Origin of the sequence: Hydrogenophaga sp., from assembly GCF_014773545.1 — a bacterium.
Taxonomy (GTDB): domain Bacteria; phylum Pseudomonadota; class Gammaproteobacteria; order Burkholderiales; family Burkholderiaceae_C; genus Hydrogenophaga.
The window spans coordinates 25,552-37,630 of record NZ_SDDV01000007.1 but is presented as its reverse complement, the minus strand read 5'-3'; the positions used below and the strand labels follow the sequence as shown (position 1 = coordinate 37,630).

9 protein-coding genes are annotated in these 12,079 nt (G+C 59.0%); all 9 read left to right on the top strand.

From position 1 onward, the window contains the following. Positions 1-24 precede the first annotated feature (24 nt). Complete coding sequence (locus EST26_RS06865) at positions 25-1,239, top strand: TIGR04063 family PEP-CTERM/XrtA system glycosyltransferase (protein WP_291066583.1); 1,215 nt, start codon at positions 25-27, stop codon at positions 1,237-1,239. Further along, complete coding sequence (wecB, locus tag EST26_RS06860; protein WP_291066472.1) at positions 1,236-2,375, top strand: UDP-N-acetylglucosamine 2-epimerase (non-hydrolyzing); 1,140 nt, start codon at positions 1,236-1,238, stop codon at positions 2,373-2,375. The genes EST26_RS06865 and wecB overlap by 4 nt, the downstream gene beginning before the upstream one ends. Then, entirely contained in the window at positions 2,376-3,596 is a 1,221-nt protein-coding gene (gene wecC, locus EST26_RS06855) for a UDP-N-acetyl-D-mannosamine dehydrogenase (RefSeq protein ID WP_291066470.1), read from the top strand. A gap of 53 nt (positions 3,597-3,649) precedes the next feature. Then, the gene (locus tag EST26_RS06850; protein WP_291066468.1) at positions 3,650-4,819 is read left to right on the top strand and encodes a glycosyltransferase family 4 protein; all 1,170 of its coding nucleotides are present in this window, start codon (positions 3,650-3,652) and stop codon (positions 4,817-4,819) included. 51 nt (positions 4,820-4,870) lie between these two features. Next, positions 4,871-6,289, top strand: coding sequence for a putative O-glycosylation ligase, exosortase A system-associated (locus EST26_RS06845; RefSeq protein WP_291066466.1), 1,419 nt, complete (start codon positions 4,871-4,873; stop codon positions 6,287-6,289). Next, on the top strand, positions 6,276-8,510 hold the full coding sequence (locus EST26_RS06840) for a polysaccharide deacetylase family protein (protein WP_291066464.1): 2,235 nt from the start codon (positions 6,276-6,278) through the stop codon (positions 8,508-8,510). The genes EST26_RS06845 and EST26_RS06840 overlap by 14 nt, the downstream gene beginning before the upstream one ends. After that, positions 8,507-9,988: a lipopolysaccharide biosynthesis protein gene (locus EST26_RS06835; RefSeq protein WP_291066462.1), complete on the top strand. Its 1,482-nt coding sequence runs from the start codon at positions 8,507-8,509 to the stop codon at positions 9,986-9,988. Before EST26_RS06840 ends, EST26_RS06835 begins: the two co-directional genes overlap by 4 nt. A 2-nt stretch (positions 9,989-9,990) precedes the next feature. Then, positions 9,991-11,046: a hypothetical protein gene (locus EST26_RS06830; protein WP_291066460.1), complete on the top strand. Its 1,056-nt coding sequence runs from the start codon at positions 9,991-9,993 to the stop codon at positions 11,044-11,046. Positions 11,047-11,109: 63 nt separating this feature from the next. Further along, positions 11,110-12,066, top strand: a complete 957-nt coding sequence (locus EST26_RS06825) for a glycosyltransferase family 2 protein (protein ID WP_291066459.1) — start codon at positions 11,110-11,112, stop codon at positions 12,064-12,066. Positions 12,067-12,079: the final 13 nt, after the last annotated feature.

Genomic DNA, 12,079 nt, shown 5'->3' with positions numbered 1-12,079 from the left:
CCAGTTGCCCAGGCGCAGCGACCGCTGCGAATTCTGCACGTGCTCGATCACTCGATTCCGCTGCACAGCGGCTACACCTTTCGCACTGCGGCACTGCTGCGCGAGCAGCGCGCGCTGGGCTGGCACACCTGGCACCTCACCTCACCCAAGCAGGGGCCAGTGGCGTTCGACGAAGAAGACGTCGATGGACTGGGTTTTTACCGCACGGCGCCGCTGCAGTCGGCCATCGGGCAGTGGCCGCTGGCGGGTGAATGGCTGCTGATGCGCAAGCTCGCGCAGCGTTTAGAGGAGGTGGCGGCCTGCCTGCGGCCCGACCTCATTCACGCCCATTCGCCGGTGCTCAACGCCTTGCCGGCCTTGCGGGTGGGGCGCAAGCTCGGCATACCGGTGGTGTATGAAATTCGCGCCTTTTGGGAAGACGCGGCGGTCGATCACGGCAGCACACGCGAGGGCAGTTTGCGCTACCGTCTCACTCGTGCACTGGAGACGCGCGCGATCCACCAGGCGGCGCACGTCTTCACCATTTGTGAGGGTCTGCGCGCCGACATCGTCGCGCGCGACGTGGCGGCCAGCAAAATCACCGTCATCCCGAACGCGGTCGACGTCGGCGCCTTCCAGTGGGCGCAGGCGCCGGACCCGGCGCTGCAGCAGCAGTGGGGGCTGGCTGGGCGCGTGGTAATCGGCTTCATCGGCTCTTTTTATGCCTATGAAGGGCTGGACTTGCTGCTGCGCGCGCTGCCTGCGCTGCGGCAGGCGCGGCCCGATATCTGCTTGCTGCTGGTGGGCGGTGGGCCGCAAGAGGCCGGCCTGAAAGCGCTGGTGCAAGCCCTGGGCCTGCAGCAGCACGTGGTGTTCACCGGGCGGGTAGCGCACCACAGCGTCAGCCGCTATTACGATCTGATCGACATCCTGGCTTACCCCAGGCACTCGATGCGCCTGACCGAATTGGTCACACCGCTCAAACCGCTGGAGGCCATGGCGCAGGGGCAATTATTCGTGGCGTCCGACGTCGGCGGTCATCGTGAACTGGTACAACACCAAAAAACCGGCATTCTGTTCAAGGCCGACGACGTCCAGGCGCTGTGCGCTGCCTTGCTGGGCTTGTTGCAGCAGCCACAACAATGGCCTGCCTTGCGCGCCAACGGCCGACACTTTGTCGAGTCGGTACGCAACTGGCGCAACAGCGTATCCAATTACCAGGCCGCGTATGCATCGGTCGTGGAGGGGTTTTCTCGATGAAGGTCATGCTCGTCTTCGGCACCCGTCCCGAAGCCATCAAAATGGCGCCCCTGGTCAAGGGCTTGCAAGCGTTGGGTGATCGGGTGCAGACGCTGGTCTGCGTGAGCGCGCAGCACCGTGAAATGCTCGACCAGGTGCTCAAGCTGTTTGACATCGTGCCGCAGCACGACCTCAACGTCATGCAGCCCGGACAAGACCTGTTTGACATCACCGGCAATATCCTGCGCGGACTCAAACCCGTGTTGCAGCAGGAGCGGCCCGACCTGATGCTGGTACACGGCGATACCAGCACCACCTTGGCTGCCAGCCTGGCTGCTTATTACAGCCGGGTGCCGCTGGGCCACGTCGAGGCCGGGCTGCGAACCGGCAACAAACACGCGCCCTACCCAGAGGAAATGAACCGCCGCCTCACCGGCGCCCTGGCCGACCTGCACTACGCCCCCACCAGCCAGGCAAGCGCCAATTTGCTGCGCGAGGGCGTGGCGGCCGAGAGCATTCACGTCACCGGCAACACCGTGATCGACGCGCTGCTGGCGGTGGTGCACAAGGTGCGCACCGTTGCTGCGGTGCAGCAGTCGCTGCAGCAGCAGTTTTCCTTTTTGAACCCGCAGCGGCGCTTGATTCTGGTCACCGGCCACCGGCGGGAGAATTTTGGTGCCGGGTTTGAAAACATGTGCCTGGCCTTGGCCGACATTGCTGCTGCGCAGCCCGAGGTTGAAATTCTCTATCCAGTGCACCTCAATCCGCAGGTGCGCAGACCCGTGCGGGAGATTTTGGCCGCACGCGCGCTCGACAACGTGCACCTGATCGAGCCGGTCGACTACCTGCCGTTCGTCTATCTGATGGACCGCTCGCATCTCATCATCACCGACTCGGGCGGCGTGCAAGAAGAAGCCCCCTCGCTAGGCAAGCCGGTGCTGGTGATGCGCGAGACCACCGAGCGCCCCGAGGCGGTAGCGGCTGGTACGGTTCGACTGGTTGGCACCTCGCGTGAAAAAATTGTCGAGCAGACCCTGCGCCTGCTCAGCGACACCGACGACTACGCCCGCATGGCGCGGGCGCACAACCCCTATGGCGACGGTCAGGCGGTGCGGCGCATCATCGAATCGATTCTTAACTGGAAAGGAAAGCCATAAATGCCGCGCGAAATACAAAAAATCATCGTGATGGGGCTGGGCTACATCGGCCTGCCGACCGCCTCTATGCTGGCCACCAAGGGCCATCAGGTGCTGGGTGTGGATGTCAATGAAACGGCAGTTAATATCATCAATTCTGGTCGCATTCACATCGTCGAGCCCGACCTCGACATCCTGGTGCGCTCTGCCGTCAACAGCGGCAACCTGCGCGCTGCCTTGCTACCGGAAGAGGGCGACACCTTCATTCTGGCCGTGCCGACGCCGTTCAAGGAAGAAAACGGCAACCTCAAGGCGCCCGACCTGTCCTATGTGCAGGCCGCTACGCGCGCCATTGCGCCTTTTTTGCGCGAGGGCAACCTGGTCATCCTCGAATCGACCTCGCCGGTAGGTACCACCGAGGTGGTCGAACAAATCATCCTTGACCTGCGGCCCGAACTGGCCGGCAAGGTGCACTGCGCGCATTGCCCCGAGCGGGTGTTGCCGGGCCAGATTTTGCGCGAACTGGTGGACAACGACCGCATCATCGGCGGCACCAGCAAGGCCGCACTGGCCAAGGCCAGAACGCTCTACAAAACCTTTTGCAACGGGGCCATTCTGGAAACCGACAGCCGCACGGCCGAACTCTCGAAACTGGTGGAAAACTCGTTTCGCGATGTCAACATTGCCTTTGCCAACGAACTGTCATTGATTTGCGACCGCCTGGGCGTCAACGTCTGGGAAACCATTGCGCTGGCCAACCGCCATCCACGCGTCAACATCTTGCAGCCCGGCCCGGGCGTCGGCGGCCATTGCATCGCGGTCGATCCGTGGTTCATCGTCTCCAGCGCTCCCGCAGAGGCACGCCTGATCCGCACGGCCCGTGAAGTCAACGACGCCAAACCGCACTGGGTGCTGGAAAAAGTGCGCGCCAAGGCGCAGCGCTTTCGCGACCCTATCATTGGCTGTCTGGGTCTGACTTTCAAGGCCAACATCGACGATATGCGTGAATCCCCGTCGATGGACATCGTGCAAAGGCTGCGCGAGAGTCAAATCGGCACCGTGCTGGCCTGCGATCCGAACGTGGCCAGCGACAAAGTACCGTTCCCCCTGTTCGAATTGAAAGACGTACTCAAACAAGCCGATATTTTGCTGCTGTTGGTCGATCACACCGAATTCACCGAAATCGACCCACAGATGATCAAAGACAAGGTGGTGATTGATACCAAAGGCGTGTTGCGCTGAGGGCAGCGCATGAGTCGCGCGCCGCTGAGCTTGCAGTACGGGAATCGGTTGTCGTGAAAATTCTTCTATTTTCATCGTTATTTCCCAGTTCGGTGCGGCCGGTACACGGCATTTTTGTCGAAACCCGGCTGCGCGAGTTGCTCAAATCCGGGCAGGTGCAGGCGCGCGTGGTGGCGCCGGTGCCCTGGTTTCCGTTCCAATCGCCCCGCTTTGGCGCCTACGCGCAGTTTGCCGCCACACCGCGCTTTGAACACCGCAACGGCATCGAGGTCCACCACCCCCGCTACCTGCTGGCGCCCAAAGTCGGCATGCATCTGGCCCCCTACGCGATGGCGCGCGCCGCCTGGCCCACACTGCGCCAACTCCAGCGCGCTGGCTTTGATTTTCAACTGATCGACGCCCACTACTACTACCCCGACGGGGTGGCGGCAGCCCTGCTCGCGCGCTGGTCGAACAAACCGTTTGTGGTGACCGCGCGCGGCTCCGACATCAACCTGATCGCACGCTATGCGCTGCCGCGCCGCTGGATGCTGGATGCCGCTGCAAAAGCCGCCGCCTCCATTGGCGTATCGCAAGCGCTGACCGACCAACTGGTGCGGCTCGGCGCCGACGCGAATAAGGTCAAGACGATGCGCAACGGCGTCGATTTGCAGCGCTTTTGCCCCGAGCCGCGCACCGGCGCCCGACAGCAATTGGGCTTGAGCATGCAAAAGCAATACCTTTTGATGGTCGGCAACCTGGTCGAACTCAAAGGCCAGCACATTGCAATTGAGGCGATCGAGAGCATTCCTGCACTGGAGCTGTTGCTGATCGGCGCTGGACCGCTGCGCCAGTCTTTGCAAGCCACCGCGCAGCGCTGCGGGGTGGCAGACCGAGTGCACTTCATTGGGCAGGTGGCGCAAGATCAGCTCAAATGGTGGTACAGCGCCGCCGACGCGCTCGCTCTGTGCAGCCGCAGCGAAGGCTGGCCCAACGTGCTGCTCGAAGCCATGGCCTGCGGAACGCCAGTGCTCGCCACGGCCGTTTCCGGCACGCCCGACATCGTAAACCACCCGGCAGCCGGGGTGTTGCTGCAGCAACGCGATCCGGCGGCGCTGGTGGCCGCGTGGCAGCAATTGATGCAAACCCCACCCAGCCGCGCAGCCACACGCGCGCACGCGCAAGGTTTTTCCTGGGACGCCACCACCCAAGCACAACTCAAGCTGTTTCGGAGCCTGGCATGATCGTTGGATTGATTTTGCTGGCCCAACTGCTGCTGGTGCTGCTGCTGTTGATTGCCGTGCGTCAAGCCCGGCTGTCGGGGAAAAAATCCCATCTCGGCCTGTTCTCCTTCAAAATCGAAGCCGGGGACCCGGCTGCAAAAAAGCCGAATAAGGACAAGCCCCGTGCGTGACCTGCTCGTCTTCGGTTTCATGCTGCTATTCGTGCCGCTGGCCTTCACCCATTCGTATACTGCCTATTTGCTGTGGGGCTGGGCCGGTCTGATCGCAATCGGAAGTTATCTCTACGGCTTCATGATCGGCGTGCCATTCGTGCAAATTTTTGCCATGATCACCATGGCCAGCTTGCTGCTTCTGAAGGACAGCGAAAATCAGCGCTTCGAGTTCAACCGCACCACTGTTTTATTTTTGCTGTTCGTGCTGCACGGTTTTTTCTGCGCCCTGTTTGCCTATCCTGGGTTGGTGCGAAATTGGGAGCTGTTCAGCAACCTGGCAAAGACCGTATTATTTTGTCTGTTCATGCCGATGCTGGTGACAAATCGCTTGCGCATCCATGCCCTGGTGATCATGATCGCCATTGCAACCAGCTTTCATGGTGTCCTGGACGGCTTGAAATTCATAGCCAGTGGGGGCGCCCACAACGCCCAGGTGATCTTGAAATTTGGTGACAACAACCACCTCGCCATGGTGCTGGCCATGGTATTGCCGCTGCTCTACTACCTTTGGCAGTACAGCTCGCACAAGCTCATTCGCTGGGGCTTTGCCGGCGCCCTGCTCCTGACCGTGTTGGCTGTAGTCGCCACCCATTCGCGCGGCGGCCTGATCGCCTTGTTTACCGTCGCCCTACTGATCGTGCTGCGCAGCAGGAAAATCATTCCCGGACTGGTGTTTGTGCTGCTGAGCGGTTTTCTGGTGCTGCAGCTCGCGCCGACCGAATGGACCGAACGCATGCAAACCATCCAAACCGCTGAAGAAGATGAGTCTTTCATGGGCCGAGTCACCGCCTGGAAGGTCAGCTCAGCCATTGCAGTCGAGCATCCGATTTTTGGTGGTGGCTTTCGGGCGATTCAATCGTACCCGGTCTGGGACAAATTCAAGGACGAACCGGGTCTACTGGGTTTCATTGAAACGCCAGATGTTGGCCGCAGCGGAGTGGCGGCGCACAGCATCTGGTTCGAGGTGCTGGGCGATCTGGGTTTTGTTGGGTTTTTTATTTTTCTGGCCCTTTTCATCAACGCCGCATACACCTACCAAGAAATTCGCCGGCTAGTCAAACAGGCCGGTGTCGCGCAGCGCTGGGCCGGCGATCTGGCCGGCATGTTGATCATTGCGCTGTGCGTCTACTTGGTGGCCGGTTCTTTGCTCAGCGTGGCGTACTTTGAGCTGCCCTACATCTGCATGATGCTGCTGGAGGTCATCCGGCAGCAACAACGCCGACAGGCCCAATTGCCATTGATCGATGGAACACCTTGAAACCCTGCTGACCGCAACGAACAGCTGGCTCTTGCGCGGCAAGCTGACGCTGTTCAGGTTCGTCATGCCGGCTGATTTTGACAACTCTGCCGATACGCGTGAAGCGGCGCTGCGTGCTTTTCAAAAACTGCTCTTGCGCATAAACAACAACTACCGGGTGCTGCCGCTATCTGATGCGGTGTTGGGATTGCGTGCGGGCCAGCTGCCTGGCGCCGCAGCGTCCATCACCTTCGATCAGGGCAGCACTCAATGGTTGCATGCGGTCGCGTCCCAACTAGAGCAGCAGCAACTGCACGCCACCTTCTTTATCAGCAGCGGACAGTTTTTTGGCCACCCTTTATGGAGCGATCGACTGCGCCACGCAGTCCTGCAGGCAGCAGCAGACATTGATGAGTTGGTTTTGCCTTCCATTGCAGCTTCAGCGCTCAAACTCGGTAACACCAGCGCACGCTTGCAGACCATCAGCCAGCTCGAAAGCAAATTGCGTGCGCAAGAATCGGCGCCACGCGAACAATACCTGCAGCAGATCGAGACGCAATTGAAGAGCAACCCGATGCAAACCCCGCGCCTGCTGCCCGAACAGGTGCGCGCACTTCATGGCCGGGGATTTTCCATCGGCAGTCAAACCATTTCCAATGCCATGCTGACGTGCTGCCCAGCCACGCTGGCTTATCAGGAAATCGGTCAGTCCAAAGAACAACTGGAAGGGTTAATTAAAGGTCGGGTGCAGGCACTGGCCTATCCCTTTGGCGAGCCGGGGCTGGGGTATCGCTCGGAGCATATGGAAATGGTCAGCCGTTGCGGCTACTGTCTGGCCGTGAGCACGCAGCCGGGGCTGGCAAGCCACAGCACTTCGGTACTGCAGTTACCCAGATGCACGCCTGCGCTAAGCGCTGGGGCCCGCCTGAACCGGCAACTATGGCAGCAAAAGAAAACACATGCGCAGCGCCTGCGGGAAAATGAATCCGGCAAAAGTGTACTGATGGTCGCTTTTCATTTTCCGCCGCAGGCGGGCAGCAGCGGCGTTTTGCGCACGTTGAATTTTGTCAAAAATCTGCCTGCACACAACTGGCACCCCACCGTCTTGACCGCGAGTCCGCGCGCCTACGTCGAATCGCGCACCGATCTGGTGGCGTCTATACCCGCTGCCACCCGCATCCTGCGCGGCTTTGCGCTCGACGCCTCCCGGCATCTGTCGCTGTTCGGAAAATATCCGGCGGCTTTTGCCTGGCCTGACCGCTGGTCCAGTTGGTGGCCCGGCGCTGTGCTGGCAGGTTTGCAAGAGATCAGACGCAAGCGGCCGCAACTGATCTGGAGTACTTACCCGATAGCCACCGCACACGGGATCGCCGCCAGCCTGGCGCGACTGAGCGGCCTGCCCTGGGTGGCCGATTTTCGCGACCCGATGCTGACCGATACATTTCCAGCCGCTGGGGTGCAGCGCCGCCTTTGGAACCTGCTTGAGCAGCAGGCCATGCGAGAAGCCGCCTTCTGCGTATTCACAACCGCTCGGGCCGCCACCGCCTATCAGCAGCGCTACCCGGCTGCGGCGCATAAGTGCCGGGTGATCGAGAACGGCTATGATGAATCGGCATTTGAACAAGTGCAGGCGCAGCGCAGCGATGTCGATGCAGGCAAGCTGGTTTTGTTGCACAGCGGCTTGATTTATCCCCGCGAACGGGACCCGTCCGCTTTGTTTGCCGCGCTGCGCAGCCTGATCGATCAGGGCTTGCTGCGGCCCGAGCAATTGCAGCTCAGATTCCGGGCGGCGCACCACGAAAAAGAAGTGCTGGCCTGCGCCAGCCGTTTTTCGCTGGAAACCATTGTCGATCTGGCGCCAGCTGTGCCCTACCGGCAAGCGATCGCTGAAATGCTAGCCGCCGACGGCTTGCTGGTGATTCAAGGCAGTCAATTCAATGCCCAAATTCCTGCCAAAATCTACGAGTATCTGCGCGCGCAGCGACCGCTGCTGGCATTGGTCGATCCGCAGGGCGATTCAGCGGCATTCCTAGCCAACTACCAACAGGTGTGGCAGGCCGACAGCAATAATCACGATGCCATCAAGACCGTGCTGCTGATTTTTTTCGAGCAACTCCGGCGCGAACGCCCTGCAACTTTATTTCAGTCCAATTGCAAGCAACTGGAAAAATACTCGCGCGCGGCACAGACGCAGCGCCTGGTCGAGTTGTTTGATCGCTTGCATAGGCCTGACACAGCATGACCGACACCCCTCGCCCCAGCCTCCTGCGCGGCATGCTCTTTACCGTCGCCACGCGCTGGGTGGATCGGCTGATTGGTTTGGCCAGCACGCTGATTCTGGCGCGTTTATTACTGCCGGATGATTTTGGCGTCATTGCCATGGCGGCGCTGGCGGTTGGACTGGCCGATGTCCTGCTCGACATGGGGGTGCACGTGGCCCTGATTCAAAACCCACGTGCGACACAGGAACATTACAACTCCGCCTGGACCTTGCGTCTATTGCAAAACAGCGCGGCCGCGCTATTGATATTTTTCTGCTCCGGCTTGATTGCTGATTATTTCGTCGACCAGCGCATCGAGCCGGTGCTGCAGGTGCTGGCACTGGCAATGTTCCTGACCGGACTGGAAAATATCGGGGTCATCAAATTTCAGAAAGACCTTGATTTCCAGTCCGAGTTTTACTTTCGCCTGTTCCGGCGCCTGATTGGGTTTTCTGTCACTATGCTGCTGGCCTGGTATATGCAGAGCTATTGGGCGATGGTGTTCGGCACCCTGGCCGGGCGCAGCAGCGGAATCGTACTGAGTTATCTGATGCATCCAATGCGGCCTCGGCTGAGCACCCGGAAAATGCGAGAAATATTCGCGGTCTCGCAGTGGATGTTGATTGGTAATCTAGGCGGCTACACCGAGGACAATTTGCATCGCATCCTGGTCGGTCGCTGGAACAACACGAGCACCATGGGCGAATACTCGCTGGCCGATGATATTGCCGCCATGCCGACGACTGAATTGTTGGCGCCGATCAATCGCGCCCTATTTCCGGCTTTTGTCGCTGCTGCGCACGACCCGCAAGAGCTTAAGCGACTCTATTTGGTGGCGCAAAGTGCACAGAATCTGCTGGCCTTGCCAGCAGCTATTGGACTGCTCATTGTCGCGGACGAACTGGTGCAGGTGCTGCTGGGTCCGGCCTGGCTTGGGGTGGCTCCGTTCCTGCAGGTGTTGGCGCTGGTACATGCCGGAGCTGCCCTGATTGCCAGCAGCCAATACATGCTGATCGTGCTCGGTCGGATTCGATGGAATGTGCTGATTTCATGGATGCTGGCGCTGCTGTTTGTCGCTGCTGCCTTTACTGTCATTGCACAGGCCCCAGCAACAGACATTGCCTGGACACGCTTTGCAATTTCAGCCGGCGTGGCGATTGTGCTTTCATTTACATTGTTGCTGCTCGCTTTTCCTGCATTGCGCTGGAGCGATTTGCTCAGGACTTTTTACCGACCCGTACTGGCTGGGGCAGTAATGGCCTTGGTACTGCTCTGGCTACAGTCAGCGCTGGCTCTGCCAGTGCTATTCGTGCTGCTCATTAAGTGTACGGCAGGAGCCTTGCTATATGTTTTCTGCATTCTTGCCCTGTGGCTGCTGGCTGGTCGGCCAGCTGGTGGCGAGGCGTTCATCATGCAGCGTCTGTTGCCAGCCTGGCATAGACTTAACAGGAAAACCTAGACATGAATTTGCTTTTTTCACGGCAGTCCATGCACCTGTCCCAGCCCATTGCCGATGTGCGCATCAGTGCGTGCTTGGACCTGCAAGAGTGGGAGCGCTGCTTGCTCGAATTCTCTGGCAGTCCGCTGCTGTCGAGCCGGTTTCTCAGCGCGCTTGCGACAGTTGAGCGCCAGCCTGTGTTCTTGCGGTTTTATGACGGCGACGAATGTCTGGGCTTGCTCGCCGGCGTTGTAGCACCCGTTGGCACTGGCCTATTGCGCAGGCAGGACGCCTGTTTCATCTCTTTTACTGGTGCAGTCTACCGTTCTGCGGTTGACGAGAATTGCCGGCGCGCCTGCATCAGCGCGCTGCTGGCCTACGGCAAGCAGATGGGCTGGTACTTTGTCGATATGCTTGCCTATGATCATCCCCACGCTGTGCCGTCCGATATCCTGCCCTGGAAGCACGAGATCAGTGAATACTTTCTTGATTTGCAGCCCAGTCCCGAGCAGTTGCTGTTGGGCACCAAGCCAAAGGTGAGACAGGCATACCGCAAGCTATTGAAATCTGGCGCTCGTTTTGAACTTTATGAGGCAGAAGATCGCGTATCCATACTGCAAGACCTGATGTCCCATACGAAAAGCAAGCGCGTTGGGCGCGGCAACACCGACTATCAGTATATTGGCTTGCCGGGTGTGGACTTTGCGGCTGTCGAACGCTGTTGCCGCAGTGGCGTTGGCGCTGTTTATCTCACTTTTACCGATCAGGACCCCTGTGTGGCAACTTTCGTGTTGCGAACCGGGTCGCGCTCGATAGAATTACTGCGCGGCTGCAGCCAGGGTGCATATGAAAGTGGCGCCAACACCTTTGCAGCGCTCGCGGTGGTTTTTTTGATGCGCGAGCAAGGCTGTAGAGAAATCAATACCGGCGGCGTCGCTGCTGATCCCGGTGGCGATGGCGGGCAGGGTTTGACGTTTTTCAAAAAGTCGCTGGGCTATCAGTCGCGCGCCTGCCAGGGTGGCCGCAGTGCATTTCTTCAGGGTTCGCTGCAGCGCTTGCTTTTTCAACTCATTCGTTGAATCGATACCATTCCTTACTGACCTTCATTGCTACCAGTTCTGCGTCGTTTTGGAAGAATTGTGATGTCAAAAATTTCCATCGCTGTCGTCATTCCTGCCTTCAACGCCGAACATTTCATTGTCCGCGCGCTCGACAGCGTGCTGCGACAGACCCATCTGCCGGATGAGCTTCTGGTGGTGGATGATGGCTCGACTGACCAGACTGCAGAATTGGCTCGAAGCCATGCGGTTGCCCAATCCATTCCGACTCGGGTCTTGCAGCAAGAAAATTCAGGCCTTGCAGCGACGCGCAATTTAGCCATTCGCAGTGCTGTTTCGACTCATATAGCCTTGCTGGATGCCGACGACGAGTTTGAGCCGGAGCATATCGAGTTTTTGCACCTGGCGCAGCAGCAATTCCCTGCCGCCACCTTGTATTTTTCTGCCATGCGGCGCGAGTTTCACGTGACTGCACCAGACTCCGAGCGCGTCAGCCTGCCTGATTTTCGCTTGCTGGCGCTGCGCCATTGCAGTTCCAGCGACGCTGCCACAGTGCGTCCCATGAATTCATCGATTTTGTCTGCTTTGCTGGGAGGAAACTTTATCCCAACCAGTGGCGCTATGTTTCCGCGAAGTATCGGAGGTTCGTTGACGCTGCACGACGACAGTCTTCGATTTGCAGAGGATCGTGAACTCTTTGTGCGGTTGGCTGCGCTTGGACAATTAATATTCATCGACAGAGTGGGTTGCATCATTCACCGTCATGCTGGCAATATGTCAGGTCCGCGCAAACAGTATTCGCAGGCATTGGCGGTGCTCAAAGTGCTTGAAATGATCAGGAACAAGAACATTTTGGCGCTCGATCCGGCAGCAGGTTCCCGCTTGCAAGAGTTGTTATCGAATCAGTCTGAGGTGTTGTTGTATTTTGCACCCACGCAGGGTTTTTCTGCCACTGTTGCGGCATGTCGAACATACCTTCGTTATGCACGCCACCCCAAAATACATCTCATGCCAAAAGCTTTTCTTCGTCTGCTTGCTTAGTATTCGTCGACAA

Bases quoted from the DNA above. Each gene is read 5' to 3' on its own strand.
- wecB (WP_291066472.1), top strand. From the start codon at position 1,236: ATGAAGGTCATGCTCGTCTTCGGCACCCGTCCCGAAGCCATCAAAATG.
- wecC (WP_291066470.1), top strand. From the start codon at position 2,376: ATGCCGCGCGAAATACAAAAAATCATCGTGATGGGGCTGGGCTACATC.
- EST26_RS06840 (WP_291066464.1), top strand. From the start codon at position 6,276: ATGGAACACCTTGAAACCCTGCTGACCGCAACGAACAGCTGGCTCTTG.
- EST26_RS06835 (WP_291066462.1), top strand. From the start codon at position 8,507: ATGACCGACACCCCTCGCCCCAGCCTCCTGCGCGGCATGCTCTTTACC.
- EST26_RS06830 (WP_291066460.1), top strand. From the start codon at position 9,991: ATGAATTTGCTTTTTTCACGGCAGTCCATGCACCTGTCCCAGCCCATT.
- EST26_RS06825 (WP_291066459.1), top strand. From the start codon at position 11,110: ATGTCAAAAATTTCCATCGCTGTCGTCATTCCTGCCTTCAACGCCGAA.